The organism is Luteimicrobium subarcticum, assembly GCF_002798015.1.
GTDB classification, from domain to species: domain Bacteria; phylum Actinomycetota; class Actinomycetes; order Actinomycetales; family Cellulomonadaceae; genus Luteimicrobium; species Luteimicrobium subarcticum.
Window position 1 is genome coordinate 167,944 of the sequence record NZ_PGTZ01000006.1, and the last position, 16,234, is coordinate 184,177.

The 16,234-nt window shown below is 74.0% G+C and carries 13 protein-coding genes; 1 reads left to right on the top strand and 12 read right to left on the bottom strand.

The window, feature by feature from the left end; all coding sequences use genetic code 11:
• Positions 1–43: 43 nt before the first annotated feature.
• The 12 genes from CLV34_RS01360 to ileS form a co-directional block, all read right to left on the bottom strand.
• Positions 44–382 (bottom strand): P-II family nitrogen regulator, encoded by a 339-nt coding sequence (locus CLV34_RS01360; RefSeq protein WP_100348482.1) that lies wholly within the window; start codon positions 380–382, stop codon positions 44–46.
• Complete coding sequence (locus tag CLV34_RS01365) at positions 379–1,710, bottom strand: ammonium transporter (RefSeq protein WP_100348483.1); 1,332 nt, start codon at positions 1,708–1,710, stop codon at positions 379–381. The genes CLV34_RS01360 and CLV34_RS01365 overlap by 4 nt, the downstream gene beginning before the upstream one ends.
• Before the next feature lie 163 nt (positions 1,711–1,873).
• Positions 1,874–3,079 carry a signal recognition particle-docking protein FtsY gene (gene ftsY / locus CLV34_RS01370; RefSeq protein ID WP_100348484.1) on the bottom strand — a complete coding sequence of 402 codons (1,206 nt, stop codon included), beginning with the start codon at positions 3,077–3,079 and terminating at the stop codon, positions 1,874–1,876.
• 57 nt (positions 3,080–3,136) lie between these two features.
• Positions 3,137–3,439, bottom strand: a complete 303-nt coding sequence (locus tag CLV34_RS01375; RefSeq protein WP_100348485.1) for a hypothetical protein — start codon at positions 3,437–3,439, stop codon at positions 3,137–3,139.
• A gap of 114 nt (positions 3,440–3,553) precedes the next feature.
• A complete protein-coding gene (smc, locus tag CLV34_RS01380) occupies positions 3,554–7,129 on the bottom strand; it encodes a chromosome segregation protein SMC (protein ID WP_211289317.1) in 3,576 nt (1,191 codons plus the stop codon).
• Positions 7,130–7,197: 68 nt separating this feature from the next.
• A complete protein-coding gene (ndk, locus tag CLV34_RS01385; protein ID WP_100348486.1) occupies positions 7,198–7,620 on the bottom strand; it encodes a nucleoside-diphosphate kinase in 423 nt (140 codons plus the stop codon).
• Positions 7,621–7,641: 21 nt separating this feature from the next.
• Positions 7,642–8,130, bottom strand: coding sequence for a DUF4233 domain-containing protein (locus CLV34_RS01390; RefSeq protein ID WP_342747189.1), 489 nt, complete (start codon positions 8,128–8,130; stop codon positions 7,642–7,644).
• A gap of 61 nt (positions 8,131–8,191) precedes the next feature.
• Positions 8,192–8,941: a dihydroxyacetone kinase phosphoryl donor subunit DhaM gene (gene dhaM / locus CLV34_RS01395; RefSeq protein WP_245858878.1), complete on the bottom strand. Its 750-nt coding sequence runs from the start codon at positions 8,939–8,941 to the stop codon at positions 8,192–8,194.
• 20 nt (positions 8,942–8,961) lie between these two features.
• Positions 8,962–9,600 carry a dihydroxyacetone kinase subunit DhaL gene (dhaL, locus tag CLV34_RS01400; protein ID WP_100348487.1) on the bottom strand — a complete coding sequence of 213 codons (639 nt, stop codon included), beginning with the start codon at positions 9,598–9,600 and terminating at the stop codon, positions 8,962–8,964.
• Positions 9,601–9,646: 46 nt separating this feature from the next.
• Entirely contained in the window at positions 9,647–10,642 is a 996-nt protein-coding gene (gene dhaK / locus CLV34_RS01405) for a dihydroxyacetone kinase subunit DhaK (RefSeq protein ID WP_100348488.1), read from the bottom strand.
• 118 nt (positions 10,643–10,760) lie between these two features.
• Positions 10,761–12,173, bottom strand: a complete 1,413-nt coding sequence (locus CLV34_RS01410) for a bifunctional folylpolyglutamate synthase/dihydrofolate synthase (protein ID WP_100348489.1) — start codon at positions 12,171–12,173, stop codon at positions 10,761–10,763.
• The gene (gene ileS / locus CLV34_RS01415) at positions 12,170–15,583 is read right to left on the bottom strand and encodes an isoleucine--tRNA ligase (RefSeq protein ID WP_100348490.1); all 3,414 of its coding nucleotides are present in this window, start codon (positions 15,581–15,583) and stop codon (positions 12,170–12,172) included. Before ileS ends, CLV34_RS01410 begins: the two co-directional genes overlap by 4 nt.
• A 336-nt stretch (positions 15,584–15,919) precedes the next feature.
• Here ileS and CLV34_RS01420 point away from each other — a divergent pair, with 336 nt between their 5' ends.
• Positions 15,920–16,225 (top strand): STAS domain-containing protein, encoded by a 306-nt coding sequence (locus tag CLV34_RS01420; protein WP_100348491.1) that lies wholly within the window; start codon positions 15,920–15,922, stop codon positions 16,223–16,225.
• Positions 16,226–16,234: the final 9 nt, after the last annotated feature.

Here is a 16,234-nt window from a genome sequence, read left to right on the forward strand (position 1 = left end):
CTCCGGCTCCCCTGATGTCGGAAAGCGGTTCGTCCGGCATGGGTTAGAGGGCCTCCGCGCCCGTCTCACCCGTGCGGACGCGGGTCACCGCGTCCACCGGGACGGTCCAGACCTTGCCGTCACCGATCTTTCCGGTCTGCGAGGCACCGACGATGGCCTCGGTGACCGCCGACGCGTCCAGGTCGTCGACGAGCACCTCGACGCGGACCTTCGGGACCAGGTCGACCGTGTACTCGGCGCCGCGGTAGACCTCGGTGTGGCCCTTCTGCCGGCCGTAGCCGCTGGCCTCGCTGACCGTCATGCCCTTGACGCCGGCGGCCTCGAGGGCCGACTTCACGTCGTCCAGACGGTGCGGCTGGATGATGGCGGTGACGAGCTTCATGCGTTGACCTCCTTGATGACCCGACCGGTGCCGGGCACGGACTCGTATGCGGTCTCGCCGTGCAGCGCCAGGTCGACCCCGCCGACCTCGTCGGCCTCGTCGACCCGCAGACCCGTGATCGCCTTGATGACGAGGCCGATGACGTACGTCAGCACGAAGGAGAACACGACCGCGATCGCGGCGGTCAGGATCTGCGTGAGGAGCTGTGTGGCACCGCCACCGTAGAGCAGGCCGTCCTGCGCGCCGTCCGGGTACCAGGCGCCCTGGTGGTGCGTGGCGACCAGGCCGAGCATCACGCAGCCGACGATGCCGCCGACCAGGTGGACGCCCACGACGTCGAGCGCGTCGTCGAACCCGAACCGGAACTTGAGCCCGACGGCCAGCGCGCACAGGATGCCGGCGACGAGGCCGATGGCGATGGCGCCGTACGAGTCGACGGCCGCGGCGGCCGGGGTGATCGCGACGAGGCCCGCGACGACACCGGACGCGGCACCGAGCGACGTGGCCTTGCCGTCACGGACCTTCTCGGTGGCCATCCAGGCCAGCATGGCGACGCAGGTGGCGACGAAGGTGTTGATCCAGGCGCGACCGGCGACGCCGTCCGCGGCGAGCTCGGAGCCCGCGTTGAACCCGAACCAGCCGATCCACAGGAGCGCGGCGCCCAGCATGACGAACGGCAGGTTGTGGGGCCGCATGGGCTCCTTCATCCAGCCCTTGCGACGACCGAGCAGGAGGCAGAGAGCGAAGCCCGCCGCACCGGCGTCGATGTGCACGACCGTGCCACCCGCGAAGTCGATCGGCGTGGAGAGCCACTCCGAGACCTTGCCCACGGGGCTGAGAAAGCCGCCGCCCCACACCATGTGCGCGAGCGGGAAGTACACGGCGGTGACCCACACCGCGGAGAACGCGATCCAGCTGCCGAACTTCATGCGGTCGGCGATCGCTCCCGTGATGAGGGCGACCGTGATCACCGCGAACGTCGCCTGGAACGCGACGTACACGAGCGCGGGGACGCCGGCGCTCGGGTACAGACCCTTGTCGTCGGTGAGCCCGACGAGGCCGAAGTACGTGAACGGGCTGCTCACGAACTGGCCGAAGCCCGTGGTGCTCGTGCCGAAGGCCATCGAGTACCCGTAGAGGATCCAGATCAGGCCGACCACACCGACGGCGACGAAGTTCATCACCATCATGTTGAGGACCGACTTGGTGCGGACCATGCCGCCGTAGAAGAACGCGAGGCCCGGGACCGTCATCATCAGGACGATGACGGCCGACGTCATCATCCAGGCGGTGTTGCCCGAATCCAAGGTGAAGGCATCTGCTGCCATTGCCCGACTCTCCCTCCGCCGACCACCTGTCGGTCGGTCGGGACAACCGTCGCGGGCGGGCGTTTCGCGCCGACGGTGCCGGCGTTACGCACGCGTGACGAGTGGGCGCGCCGTGTAAACACCTCGTTTCGGCGCCCGGCGCGCGTGCGCCGGGCGCCGGCCCTCAGTCACCCAGGAGCGCGTCGACGAACTGCTCCGGGTCGAACGGCGCGAGGTCGTCGGGGCCCTCGCCGAGGCCCACGAGCTTGACGGGCACGCCGAGCTCGCGCTGCACGGCGACGACGATGCCGCCGCGGGCGGTGCCGTCGAGCTTGGTGAGGACGATGCCGGTCACGCCGGCCACCTCGCCGAACACGCGCGCCTGCGTGAGACCGTTCTGACCGGTCGTGGCGTCGAGCACGAGGAGCACCTCCGACAGGGGGGCCTCCTTGGTGATGACGCGGCTGATCTTGCCGAGCTCGTCCATGAGGCCGGCCTTGTTCTGCAGGCGGCCGGCGGTGTCGACGAGCACGACGTCGGTGCGCTGCGTGCGGCCCGTGCGCACGGCGTCGAAGGCGACGGCGGCCGGGTCGGCGCCGTCCCGGTCGGACCGGACGGTCTGGACGCCGACACGAGCGCCCCACGTCTCGAGCTGGTCCGCGGCGGCGGCACGGAACGTGTCCGCGGCGCCGAGCACGACCGTGCGGTCCTCGGCGACGAGGACGCGCGCGAGCTTGCCCACCGTGGTGGTCTTGCCCGTGCCGTTCACGCCGACCACCAGGACGACGGCGGGCAGGTGCGACCCGTCGGGCGCGGTCGCGGGTGCCGTCGACAGCGACCGGTCGAGGCCGGGCTCGACGAGCGCGAGGAGCTGCGCACGCAGCAGCTCGCGGGCACGGGCCGGGTCCTTGACGCCCTCGACCCGCACCTGCGTGCGCAGCGCCTCGAGGAGCTCCTCGGTGGGACCGGCGCCGAGGTCGGACACCAGGAGGGTCTCCTCGAGCTCGTCCCAGTCGTCCTCGGTGAGGTGGTCGCGCGACAGGACGGACAGGAGCCGGGCGCCGAACGGCGAGCCCGACCGAGCCAGCCGCCCGCGCAGGCGCGACATGCGTCCGGCGACGGGCTCGGGGGCCTCGAGCGCCGGCGCACCGCCGGGAGCGGGCTCCGCGACGGCCTCCTCGACGGGCGCGTCGGACGGGGCGCCATGCGCAGCGGGCTCCGCGCCAGGCGCGGACGCGTCCGGCGGTGCCTCAGCGGGTGCGGGTGCGGACGGGCCCGACGGCGCGGGCGGGGTGGGGCGGCGCGAGCCGCGTGCACGGAAGCCGACGAGCCCGACGACGACGAGCAGGACGACGCCGAGGACGATCCAGAGCCAGGTGAGGTCGTTCACCCGCACAGTCTCCCAGCCCGACGCGTCCCGGTGCGACGCGGGCGGGCCCTGCGGCCGTCAGGACCAGCGCGGTCCGGGCGCGTCGTCGGGCTCGGACCAGTCGAAGACGTCGCCGAGCGGGCTGTCGACAGGCTGCAGAGCCTGGTGTCGCAGCGCGATCTCGGACGCCATCTCGGGGTTCTTGCGGGCCACGCGCTCGGCGCGGATCTCGCCCCAGCCGGCGCGGAAGTCGGCGACGAAGCCGCGCAGGTCGCCGCTGGAGACCTCCGGGTTGGCGCGCCGTTCGACGCGCAGCACGAGAACGAGCACTGCCGCCGCAGCGATCAGGGCCAGAAGCATCCACACCAGGACTTGCACCACGCGTTCAAGTATCGGGGACGCGCGCCGTCGTGCAGCCGGACAGGCCCGTCGTTGCCGAATCGACATCGACGTTCACGCGATGTGCACAAACGGGCGGGGCCGCGCCGGCGCGTCTCAGACCGGCGCGTCCTCGCGAAGGCGCTGGCTGATCACGGTGGTCACCCCGTCGCCCCGCATCGTGACGCCGTAGAGGGCGTCCGCGATCTCCATCGTGCGCTTCTGGTGCGTGATAACGATGAGCTGGGAGTCCTGCTGGAGCTCGGTGAAGATGTCGAGCAGGCGCCCGAGGTTCACGTCGTCGAGCGCGGCCTCCACCTCGTCCATGACGTAGAACGGGCTGGGCCGCGCCTTGAAGATCGAGACGAGCAGCGCGACGGCCGTGAGCGAGCGCTCGCCGCCCGACAGCAGCGACAGCCGCTTGACCTTCTTGCCGGCGGGGCGCGCCTCGACCTCGATGCCGGTCGTCAGCATGTCCGACGGGTCCGTCAGGACGAGCCGCCCCTCGCCGCCCGGGAACATGCGCGGGAAGACCCGCTCGAACTGCGCGGCCGTGTCGCGGAACGCCTCGGCGAAGACCTGCTCGACGCGGTCGTCGATCTCCTGGACGATCTGGAGCAGGTCCGCGCGCGACTTCTTGAGGTCGGCGAGCTGGTCGGTGAGGAACTTGTGCCGCTCCTCGAGCGCCGCGAACTCCTCGAGCGCCAGCGGGTTCACCGTGCCGAGCTGGGCGAGCGTGCGCTCCGCGGACCGCAGCCGCTTGACCTGCTCGTCGCGGACGTACGGCCGGTGCCTCGGGGCGTCCGCGTCGACCTCGACCCCGGGCGCCACGACGACCGGGACGGGCCGGTCCGGCCCGAACTCGTCCACGAGGACGCCCGGGTCCAGCCCGAGCTCCTCCACGGCGCGCTGCTCGAGCTGCTCGATGCGCAGCCGCTGCTGGGTGCGGGCCACCTCGTCGCGGTGGGCCACGTCGGTGAGCTCGCGCAGCTCCTGGTCGTGGCGGGCGACGTCCGCGCGCGCCGTGACGAGCCCCTGCTCGCGCTCGGCCCGCTGGGCCTCCGCCGTCTCCCGGGCGTCACCTGCCCGGACGAGCGCCACGGCGAGCGCGTCGAGCGTGACCTCGGTGCCCGTGGCGACCGCGCGCGCCCGCGCGGCCTCCGCGGCGCGCTGCCGCTCGCGCACCTCGGCCCGCGCCCGGGCCTCCCGCTCGTTCGCCGCCGCACGCTCGAGCGACTGCGCCCGGCCCGCGAGCGCCCGCGCCCGCTCTTCCGCGGTGCGCAGCACGAGCCGCGCCTCGGTCTCGCGGGTGCGCGCGGCCGACGCGTCCGCCGACAGCCGGACGCGCTCGTCGTCGGAGCCGGCGGCCTCCGACCCCGCCGCGGTGTCGTCGGGGGCGTCCTGCGCGGCCTCGAGCCGCGCAGCGAGCGCCGCGAGGTCCGCCTCCTGCTGCGCCAGCGTGGTGCCCGCCTCTGCCAGGCGCGCGCGGGAGCGCTCGGCCTCCGACCGGGCCGCGCGTGCCGTCGCGCCCAGGTGGCCGAGCTGCTCCGCGACGGCAGCGAGCGCCGCGTCCGACTCGTGCAGGCGACCCAGCGTCTCGTCGTGGAACGTCTGCGCCTCGGCCTGCTCCGCGAGCGCGGACGCCAGCGCGAAGCGCGCCCGCTCCCCCGCGGCCACGGCCTCGGCGAGCGACCCGCGGGCCTCGTCGAGCGCGGCCTGGAGGTGCAGCGCACCGGGCGCCGACGCCGACCCGCCGGACGCGTGCCGGGCCCCCAGCAGGTCGCCGTCGCGCGTGACGGCCCGCAGGTCGGGGTGCGCGGCGAGGACCGCGCGGGCCTGGGCGAGGTCGTCCACGACGACCACGTCGCAGAGCTCCGCGAGCAGCCCGTGCGCACGGGGGTCGGCCGTCACGACGTCCACGAGCCGGCGCGCGCCGTCCGGGAGGGAGCCCGCCTCCGCCGGGCGCCCGTCCTGGCCGCCGACGACGACGGTCGCGCGTCCGGCGTCCTCGGTGCGGAGCCAGCGCAGGGCGTCCACCGCGGCGTCGACAGAGCCGACGACGACGCCGTCGGCGAGCGGCCCGAGCGCCGCCGCGACGGCTCCCTCGAACCCGGGCTCCACCGCGAGCGCCGCGGCGACCGAGCCGTGCAGGCCGTCGGGCGCGCCGGGTCCGTCCGCGGCCAGCAGGGCGCCCGCACCGTCCTTGCGCTCGAGGCTGAGCTCGAGGGCGTCGACGCGTGCGGACCAGCTCGCACGGTCCCGGTCCGCGCGCTGCTCGTCGCCGCGCAGGGCGTCGACGCGCGAGGTGGCGGCGTCGAGCCGCTCGGTGGCCTGCTCGTGCGCGGCGTCGAGCCCCTCCTCGCCCGCCTCCGCGCCCACGACGCCCGCCTCGAGCTCCGCGAACCGGCCCGACGCGTCCTGGTCACGCGCCTCGGCCTCGGCGACCACCTCGTGCAGGCGCCCGATCTCGGCGGTGGTCGCCTCGAACCGGCTGCGCTGCGCGGCGACCTGCCCGGCGAGGCGCGCGAGGCCCTCGCGCTGGTCCGCGACCGCGCGCAGTGCCGCCGCGTGGGCTCGCTCCGCGGTCGCGACCGCGTCCTCGGCGGCCGAGCGCTCCGCGACGAGCGTCTCGAGCGACGCGCGGGCGGCGTCGACCTCCTGCGCCAGCTCGTGCTCGGAGCGCCGCACCCTCTCGGCCTGCGCCGCGAGGTCGTCGGGGTCCTGGCCCGTGGCGGCCGGCGCGGCGGTGCCGAGGAGCCGCTGCCGCTCCTGCGCGAGCGTCAACGTGCCGCGCAGCCGCTCCCGCACCGCGGAGAGCTGGTACCAGGTGTCGTGCGCCGCCGCGAGGCGCGGCGAGTCCGCGGCTGCCTCCGCCTCGAGCCGTGCGAGCGCCGCGCGCGCGGCACCGAGGGCCGCCTCGACCTCCTCCTGCCGCGCCCGCAGGGCCGACTCGTCCGCGAGCTCCTGCTCGAGCGTCGCGGTGAGCTGGGCGAGGTCGTCCGCGAGCAGGCGGGACCTGGCGTCGCGCAGGTCGGTCTGCACGACCTGCGCCTTGCGTGCCACCTCGGCCTGCCGCCCGAGCGGCCCGAGCTGACGGCGCACCTCGCCCGCCAGGTCGGCGAGCCGCGTCAGGTTGCCCTGGACCGCGTCGAGCTTGCGGACCGCCTTCTCCTTGCGCTTGCGATGCTTGAGGACGCCCGCGGCCTCCTCGATGAAGCCGCGACGGTCCTCCGGGGTCGCGCGCAGCACCGCGTCGAGCTGGCCCTGCCCCACGATGACGTGCATCTCGCGCCCGATGCCCGAGTCGGACAGCAGCTCCTGGATGTCGAGCAACCGGCACGACGACCCGTTGATCGCGTACTCCGACCCGCCGGACCGGAACAGCGTCCGGGTGATCGTCACCTCGGTGTAGTCGATCGGGAGGGCGCCGTCCGTGTTGTCGATCGTGAGCGACACCTCGGCGCGGCCCAGCGGCGGCCGCCCGGACGTGCCGGCGAAGATGACGTCCTCCATCTTGCCGCCGCGCAACGACTTCGCGCCCTGCTCGCCCATGACCCAGGCGAGGGCGTCCACGACGTTCGACTTGCCCGAGCCGTTCGGGCCGACCACGCAGGTCACGCCCGGCTCGAAGCTCAGCGTCGTCGCCGAGGCGAACGACTTGAAGCCCCGCAGCGTCAGCGTCTTGAGGTGCACAGGCCGAGCCTAGACGCGCGGGCGCCCGCCTCCGGGGAGGCGGGCGCCCGCGGGTGCGTCACCGACCGTCAGACACCGGGGAACCAGAGCCCGATCTCGCGCGCGGCGGACTCCTGCGAGTCGGAGCCGTGGACGAGGTTCTGCTGGACCTTGAGGCCCCAGTCGCGGCCCAGGTCGCCGCGGATCGTGCCCGGCGCCGCGGCCGTCGGGTCGGTGGCGCCCGCGAGCGAACGGAAGCCCGCCACGGCGCCCTGACCCTCGGCGACGACCGCCAGGATCGGGCCCGACAGCATGAACTCGACGAGCGGCTCGTAGAACGGCTTGCCCTGGTGCTCCGCGTAGTGCTGGGCGAGCAGCTCGGGGGTGGCGGTGCGCAGCTCGACGGCGGCCAGGACGTAGCCCTTCGCCTCGATGCGACGCAGGATCTCCCCGGACAGGCCGCGGCGGACACCGTCGGGCTTGACGAGGACGAGGGTGCGTTCGGTGGTCATGGCGCCACCCTACCGGCGGGGTCAGTCGGCGGTCGGAGCGGTCTCGGGGTGCTCGGCGTCGTACGCCGCGCGCTCCCGGTCGATGCGGCCGCCGACCCGCAGGGACGCGATCCACAGCGCCACGAAGATGCCCCCCGCGAGCAGCATCATCGGCACCCACAGCGCGAGCGCGAGCACCGGCACCTGGACGACCGACCCCGCCACGTACCCGGCGGGCGACCCCACCGACCGGGACAGGATCGCGAGGACGAGCGCGAGCGTGCCGCCCAGCACCCAGATCGCCGTGCCCGACGGGGGCGCGAGCAGCGGCCACGCGCCCGGCACGTCACGCAGCCCGTACATCACGAGCGACGCGAACAGCACCACGAACGCCTCGAGCAGGAGCATCGCCTGGGTGAACTGCAGCTTCGCGGACCGCTTCGCGACGATGCGGGCGGGCGCGTCGGACGCCGCGGCGTCGGGGCGCCCGGCAGGGCGGTCGGGGGTGGCGTCGGCAGGCAGGGTGCTCACCCCACCAGGGTACGGGGACGCGCCGGCCCGCAGGGCACTCGGTCCGTCCGCACCACGGAGGTCACGCCTCGCCGAAGCCCGAGGCGATCTCGTCCGCGACCGCCGCGAGCGCGGCGGTCGCGTCCGGGCCCGACGCCGTCACCTCGAGCTCCTGCCCGCCTGTGGCACCGAGGCCCATGAGCTCGAGGACGCTCGCGGCGTCGACCCCGGCCACCGTGACGGCCGCGTCGAAGCCCGCGGCGAGCCGCGCGAGCGTCGCCGCCGGCCGGGCGTGCAGGCCCAACGGGTTGCGCAGCGTGACGGTGCGACGCAGGACCACCGCGTCGGCGTCGGTCGTGCCGGAGACCGGCCCCTGCTCGGCGGCCGACGCGGCACCTCCCGCGAACGACGCCCCGGCGCCCTGCGCGGCCGCCAGCACCGCGTCCACGTCGCCTCCGCCCTGAGCCGCGACCGCGGCCGCGACCGCACCCTCGACGAACGGTGCGTCGGCCAGACGAGCACGGGCCCGGTGGTCGTCGTCGAGGAGCTCGAGCACCGAGTCGACGGTGAGCACCGCGGAGCCCAGGTCGGCCAGCAGGACCGCGCCGCGGCACGCCGCGAGCACTCCTTCGACGGCGGCCTGCACGCGGTCGAAGTCCGTGCCGATCCCCCCGTCGGGCCGGCCGCCCGCGACCTCGACCCGGACGTCGGGCGCCATCTGGGCGGCGAGGTCCCGCGCCCCGGCAGCCAACGGCGCGGAGTGCGACACGAGGACCAGGCCGACCCGACGGTCGTCACGGTCGTCGTCGCGTCCCGACGGTTCGGACGGCACAGCGGCTCCTTCCGTCCCGATCAGCCGGCCTCGGACGCCGCCACGCCCGCCGCGAGCACGAGCGCGGTCGACGCCGCCCCAGGGTCCTCGTGGCCGGCGCTGCGCTCGCCCAGGTAGCTGGCGCGACCCTTCGTCGCGACGAGCGGGACGGTCGCCTCCGCACCCTGCTGCGCGGCCTGCGCCGCGGCGGCGAAGACCTGCGCGGCGTCACCGCCGGAGTCTGCCGCCGCGACCGCTGCCTCGACCGCCGGGACGAGCGCGTCCACCATCGTCTTCTCGCCGGCGGTGGCCTTGCCCCGCGCCTGCACGCCCTCGAGGGCCGCTTCCAGCACGGCGACGACGCCCTTACCGTCGAGCTCCGTCACGTCCGCGACCTTCGACGCGCGCAGGTACGCCGTCCCGTAGAGCGGTCCGGCGGCACCCCCGACGGTCGACATCAGGGTCGTCGCGACGAGCTTGAGGACCTCGCCGACCGTCGCCGGCGGCTCCTCGAGCGCGTCGAGCTTCGCGACGACCGCCCGGAACCCCCGGACCATGTTCTCGCCGTGGTCGCCGTCGCCGATCTGCCGGTCGAGCTCGGTGAGCTCGTCCCGGTGGTCCGCGATGCTCTGGGCCGTCTCGTGCACCCACCGGCTCGCCCACGCCACGTCCGCCGTCATGCTCCGCCCTCTTCTCCGTCCTGACCGGACCCCGTCGCCTGCCGGGTCACCAGCGCAGCGCCGCGGTGTGCACGGGCGCGTCCCACAGCTCGGTGAGCTCCGCGTCCAGCCGGAGCACCGTGACGGACGCCCCTTGCATCTCGAGGGACGTCACGTAGTTCCCGACCAGCGAGCGGACGACCACCGCGCCGCGTCCCTCGAGCAGCTTCCTCGCCTGACGATAGACGACGTACAGCTCGGACAGCGGGGTGCCGCCCATGCCGTTGACCAGCAGGAGCACCTCCTCGCCGCTCGTGAGGCCCAGGTCGTCGGCGACGGGGTCGAGGAGCATCTGCGTGATCTCGTCGGCGGGCGCGAGCGGGATGCGGCGCCGGCCGGGCTCGCCGTGGATGCCGATCCCGATCTCGATCTCGTCGTCGGGCAGGTCGAACGACGGCTTGCCGACGTGCGGGACCGTGCACGCCGTGAGCGCCACGCCCATCGTGCGGACGTTGGCGTTGACCTTGCTCGCGACGGCGGCGACGGCGGCGAGGTCGTCGCCGCGCTCCGCGGCTGCGCCGGCGATCTTCTCGACGCACACGGTGCCTGCGACGCCGCGACGCCCGGCGGTGTACAGAGAGTCCTGGACGGCGACGTCGTCGTCGGTGACGACCGTGGCGACCTCGACGCCCTCGGCCTCGGCGAGCTCGACCGCCGTCTCGAAGTTCAGCACGTCGCCCGTGTAGTTCTTGACGATCGCGAGGACGCCGGCGCCGCCGTCCGCGGCGAGGAGCGCGGGGGTGATCTGGTCGGGCGTCGGCGAGGTGAAGACCGCACCGGGGACGGCGGCGCTGAGCATCCCGACGCCGACGAACCCGGCGTGCAGCGGCTCGTGGCCCGATCCGCCGCCGGAGACCAGCCCGACCTTGCCCTGGACGGCGCCGCCCACGCGGGTGCCGAAGATCGGGTCGTCGTGCGCCTCGACGATGTCGGCATGGGCCGCGACGAAGCCCTCGACGGACTCGACGACGGCGTTGGCCGGGTCGTTCAGCAGCTTCTTCACGGTGCTCGCTCCTCCGTTGGCCGACCCCCCGTGCGTCTCATGAAACACCGAGACGCAGGTCTGCGCACGGCGCGTGCACGGACGTGCAGCGCCGTGCGCGGGACCGGCCCGCGAAGGGTCAGCCGCGCCCGAGGACGACTCGCGCGTCCGCCGCCAGGATCACCGACCCGGTAACGAGCACCCCGACGCCCTGGCCGCCGCCGACGGCGTCGTACGGCTCCACGAGGTCGGCGGCCGTCGTGATCGCGTCGGCGAGACGCTCCACGACGTGCACGCGGTCCTCGCCGAAGACGTCGCGCGCGATCTCGGCGAGGTCCTCCGGCTCGGTCGAGCGCGGCGACGACGACCGCGTGATCACGACCTCCGCCAGCACCGGCTCGAGCACCGCGAGCAACCCCTCGGCGTCCTTGTCGCCGAGCACGCCGACCACACCGACGAGACGCTCGAACGCGAACGACTCGTCGAGCGCCGCGACGAGGGCCTCGGCACCCGCAGGGTTGTGCGCAGCGTCCACGAGGACGGTCGGGCTGGACCGCACGACCTCGAGCCGGCCGGGCGAGGTGACGCCCGTGAACGCGGCCTCGACGAGCCCGCCGTCCAGTGCGCGGCCCCCCGACAGCAGGGCCTCCGCGGCGCCGAGCGCGAGGAGCGCGTTGTGCGCCTGGTGCGCGCCGTAGAGCGGGAGGTACACGTCGGCGTACACCGCCGCGGGGGTGCGCAGTGCCATCACCTGGCCGCCGACCGCGGGTGCCCGCTCGACGACGGCGAGCTCGGCGCCCTCGCGCAGCACGTGCGCGCCGCGCGCCGCGGCGACCTCGGCGATCACCTCGTCCGCCTCGGGCGTCTGCTCGGCGACGACGACCGTCGCGCCGTCCTTGACGATCCCGGCCTTGGTGCGGGCGATCTCCTCGAGAGTGTGCCCGAGCCACTGCTGGTGGTCCATCGCGACCGGTGCGATGACGGCCACCTCGGCGTCGATGACGTTCGTCGAGTCCCACTCGCCGCCCATCCCGACCTCGACGACGGCGACGTCGACCGGTGCGTCCGCGAACGCGGCGTACGCCAGCACGACCAGCACCTCGAAGAAGGACAGCGGGGCGCGGCCCTGCTCGGCGAGCTCCGCGTCGACGATCTGGACGTACGGGTGGACGTCGTTCCACGTGTCGACGAAGCGCTGCGCGCTGATCGGCTCGCCGTCGACCTGGATGCGCTCGGTGACGCTCGTCAGGTGCGGGCTGGTGAACAGGCCGGTGCGCAGCCCGTGCTCGCGCACCAGCCGCTCCGCCATGCGCGCGGTGCTCGTCTTGCCGTTCGTGCCCGTGACGTGGATCGCCCGGAACGCCCGGTGCGGGTCGCCGAGGATCTCCATGACCCGCTGGACCCGGTCGAGCGACGGGTTGATCTCGTGCTCGGGTGCCCGCGACACGATGTGCTGCCAGATGCGGTCGAGGTCGGCGCGCGCGGCGGCGTCCTCGGCTCCTTCGCGCGCGGCCCGGGCGGCCGAGCGTCCGTCCGGGGTGCGCGGGCTCATGCCTGCACCACCCGTCGGGCGACCGACACGACCGGTGACCGGTCCTGCGCGGAGTCCGGCAGCGCGCTCAGGTCGAGGTCGACCGCGAGCGTCTCCGCCGCGACGAAGTCCCGGTACTCCTCCACCGCTGCGAGGTGCTCGACGGGCACCTCCACGCGCAGCGCGATCCGGTCGCTCACGTCGAGGCCCGCGGCCTTGCGCGCGTCCTGGACCTCGCGGACCAGGTCGCGGGCGTAGCCCTCGGCGCGCAGCGCGCCGTCGAGCACGAGGTCGAGCACGACGAAGCCGCCGCCCGACAGGACCGCGGCCCCGACCGTCGCGTCACCGCCCTCGGCCGCACCGGCGGCCTCGTCCCCGGCGGCGCCGCCCACGACCGTCGTCACCTCGAACTCGCCCTCGACGAGAGGCACGTCGCCGTCGGCGGTGTGCGCGACGGTCGTGCCGTCGTCCGCCACGGACCAGTCGCCCGCGCGGGCCGCCTTGATGACGCCCTGGACGGAGCGCCCGAGGCGCGGCCCCGCCGCGCGGGCGTTCACGGTCAGGCGCTCGCTGATGCCGAACCGCTCCGCCACGCCGTCCTCGACGCCGACGAGCTCGACGGTCTTGACGTTGAGCTCGGACGCCAGCAGCCCGGTGTACGGCGCGAGCGCCCCCGGGTCGGCGACCACGACGGTCAGGCGCGACAGCGGCTGCCGCACCCGCAGGCCGTGCGCCTTGCGGACGCCGAGCGCCGACGACACGACGGCACGGACCTCGTCCATGCCCGCGACGAGGTCCGGGTCGGCCGCGAGCACGCGGCCCAGGTCCGACGGTGCCGACGGCTCGCCGAGGTCCGGCCAGTCCGCCAGGTGCACCGAGCGCCCACCCGTCAGACCGCGCCAGACCTCCTCGGTGACGATCGGCGCGAGCGGCGCCATGACCCGGGTCAGCACCTCCAGCGCGGTGTACAGGGTGTCGAACGCGTCGGCGTCCTCGGCCCAGAACCGGTCGCGCTGCGTGCGGACGTACCAGTTGGTCAGGACGTCGAGGTGCTCGCGCACCGACTCGCACGCCCCCGCGATGTCGTACGCGTCGAGCTGCTCGCGCGCGGCGGCGACGAGGTCGTGCGTGCGGGCCAGCAGGTACCGGTCCATCGGGCCGAGGCCCGCCACCCGGTCGGCCGTGAGCGCCTGCGCCCGGTAGCCCGCGGACGCCGCGGGGCCGCCCGCCGCACCGGCCGCAGCACCCGAGCCCGCGCTGTTCGCGTACAGGGTGAAGAAGTAGTACGTGCTCCACAGCGGCAGCAGGACCTGCCGGACCGAGTCGCGGATGCCCTCCTCGGTGACGACCAGGTTGCCGCCGCGCAGGATCGGGCTCGACAGCAGGAACCAGCGCATCGCGTCGGCGCCGTCCCGGTCGAAGACCTCGTTGACGTCCGGGTAGTTGCGCAGCGACTTGCTCATCTTGCGGCCGTCGGAGCCCAGCACGATGCCGTGCGAGATCGCCGAACGGAACGCCGGCCGGTCGAACAGGGCGGTCGACAGCACGTGCAGCAGGTAGAACCAGCCACGGGTCTGCCCGATGTACTCGACGATGAAGTCGCCGGGGAAGTGGTGCTCGAACCAGTCCGCGTTCTCGAACGGGTAGTGCACCTGGGCGAACGGCATCGACCCCGAGTCGAACCACACGTCCAGGACGTCCGGGATGCGGCGCATCGTCGAGCGGCCCGTCGGGTCGTCCGGGTTCGGGCGCGTCAGCTCGTCGATGTACGGGCGGTGGAGGTCCGGCTCCCCCGCGGCGTTCGTCGGGACGCGGCCGAAGTCGCGCTCGAGCTCGGCCAGCGAGCCGTACACGTCCGTGCGCGGGTACGCCGCGTCGTCGCTCACCCACACCGGGATCGGCGTGCCGAAGTACCGGTTGCGGCTGATCGACCAGTCGCGCGCGTTCGACAGCCACTTGCCGAACTGGCCGTCCTTGATGTGGTCGGGCGACCAGGTGATCTCCTGGTTCAGCTCGACCATGCGGTCGCGGAACTCCGTGACGCGCACGAACCAGCTCGACACCGCCTTGTAGATCAGCGGGTTCCGGCAGCGCCAGCAGTGCGGGTAGGAGTGCTGGTACGTCTCGTGGCGCACCAGGACCGGCCGGCGTGCCGCCTCGACACGCTCGAACGGCCCCGACATCTTCTTGAGGTCCGCGATGATCCGCGGGTTCGCGTCGAAGACCTGCTCGCCGTCGTAGTCCGGGACGAGGTGCGTGAACCGGCCGCGCGAGTCGACCGTCACGACCGTCGCGATGCCCGCCGCGTCGCACGCCGCCTTGTCGTCCTCGCCGAACGCGGGCGCCATGTGGACGACGCCCGTGCCGTCCTCGGTCGTGACGAAGTCGGCCAGCAGCACGCGGTGCGCGTTCTCCTCGCCCACGAAGTAGTCGAACGGCGGGTCGTAGCTCGCGCCGCCCAGGTCGGCGCCGCGCAGCGTCGCGACGACCGTCGCCGCACCGAGCTCCCGCTCGTAGGCGCCGAGGCGCGCCGCGCCCAGCACGACCCGCTCCCCCGGGTGCTCGTCCGCGAACGGCGAACCCTGCGCCGGCTCGACGACCACGTACTCGACGTCCGGGCCGACCGCCACCGCGAGGTTGGACGGCAGCGTCCACGGCGTCGTCGTCCACACGAGCAGGAACGCGCCGGCCGCAGGGTGGCCGGACGCGGCGGGCCCGCCCACGTCGTGCAGCCGGAAGCCGACCGTCAGCGCCGGGTCCTGGCGCGACTGGTAGACCTCGTCGTCCATGCGGAGCTCGTGGTTCGACAGCGGCGTCTCGTCCCGCCAGCAGTACGGGAGCACGCGGTGCCCCTCGTACGCGAGGCCCTTGTCGTGCAGCTGCTTGAACGCCCAGACCACGGACTCCATGTAGGTCACGTCGAGCGTCTTGTAGTCGTTCTCGAAGTCGACCCACCGGGCCTGCCGGGTGACGTACTCCTCCCACTCCTTCGTGTAGCGGAGCACGGACGAGCGGCACGCCTCGTTGTACGCGGCGATGCCCATCGCCTCGATCTGCGACTTGTCGGTGATCCCGAGGATCCGCTCGGCCTCGAGCTCGGCGGGCAGGCCGTGCGTGTCCCAGCCGAACCGTCGCTCGACGTGCTTGCCGCGCATCGTCTGGTAGCGCGGGACGGCGTCCTTGACGTAGCCCGTCAGGAGGTGGCCGTAGTGCGGCAGGCCGTTCGCGAACGGCGGGCCGTCGTAGAACACGAACTCGTTGCTGCCGTCCTCGCCGGCGGGGCGCGCCGCGACGGACGCACGGAACGTGTCGTCGGCGTGCCAGTACGCGAGCGTCTCGCGCTCGAGCGCGGGGAAGCTCGGCGAGGCGGGGACGGCCTCGGTCGTCTGGTCGGTGGTCTGGCGCGGTGCGCGGTGCAGCGGGTAGGCCATGGGTTCGGCTCCTGGGTGCGTGGTCCTGCTCCTCGGTGCGAGGACGACGCCTGGGCGCCGCGGTACCACCCCGCTTGTCGACCCCACGGCGCCGGCGGACCGGTGCACGGGCGACGACCGCTCGTGACGGCTGTGACGGGCCTACCCGTCCGGTTCTACTGGGGCCGACCGCAGCCGACCCGTTCTTCCGGAGGCTCGCCGGTGATGGCCGGGTCGACGCCTGTGCGTCTATCGTACCGGGCGTCGGCGCCCCGTTCCCGTAGAGTGGCCCGGCAGCGCAGGGGCCCGAACCAGGCGGTCCCACGGCGCGCCACGACAGGACGAGGTAGCGACCCGATGACCGGACCGAGCACGAGCGGCGTGCGAGTCGAGCAGGACGGCGCACACTGGGTGATGTGGGGCGAGATCGACGCCGCCGCCATCGCTCCCGTGAAGGACGCGATCGACGACGCGATGTCCCGCCACGCGACCTTCAGCCTCGACCTCGGAGACGTGACCTTCATGGACTCAGCGGGCTTGCGCGTCCTGTACCTCGCGGCGACCACCGCGACCGAGCCGCCGCGGCTCGTCGGTACGCCTGCGTCGGTGCGTCACCTCCTGGAGATCGCCGGGGTGACCGATCTGTTTGCTCTGACCGACTGAGGAGTCCGA

Bases quoted from the DNA above. Each gene is read 5' to 3' on its own strand.
- ndk (WP_100348486.1), bottom strand. From the start codon at position 7,620: ATGACCACCGAACGCACCCTCGTCCTCGTCAAGCCCGACGGTGTCCGC.
- CLV34_RS01420 (WP_100348491.1), top strand. From the start codon at position 15,920: ATGACCGGACCGAGCACGAGCGGCGTGCGAGTCGAGCAGGACGGCGCA.
- CLV34_RS01365 (WP_100348483.1), bottom strand. From the start codon at position 1,710: ATGGCAGCAGATGCCTTCACCTTGGATTCGGGCAACACCGCCTGGATG.
- dhaL (WP_100348487.1), bottom strand. From the start codon at position 9,600: ATGACGGCGGACGTGGCGTGGGCGAGCCGGTGGGTGCACGAGACGGCC.
- CLV34_RS01360 (WP_100348482.1), bottom strand. From the start codon at position 382: ATGAAGCTCGTCACCGCCATCATCCAGCCGCACCGTCTGGACGACGTG.
- ileS (WP_100348490.1), bottom strand. From the start codon at position 15,583: ATGGCCTACCCGCTGCACCGCGCACCGCGCCAGACCACCGACCAGACG.
- CLV34_RS01410 (WP_100348489.1), bottom strand. From the start codon at position 12,173: ATGAGCCCGCGCACCCCGGACGGACGCTCGGCCGCCCGGGCCGCGCGC.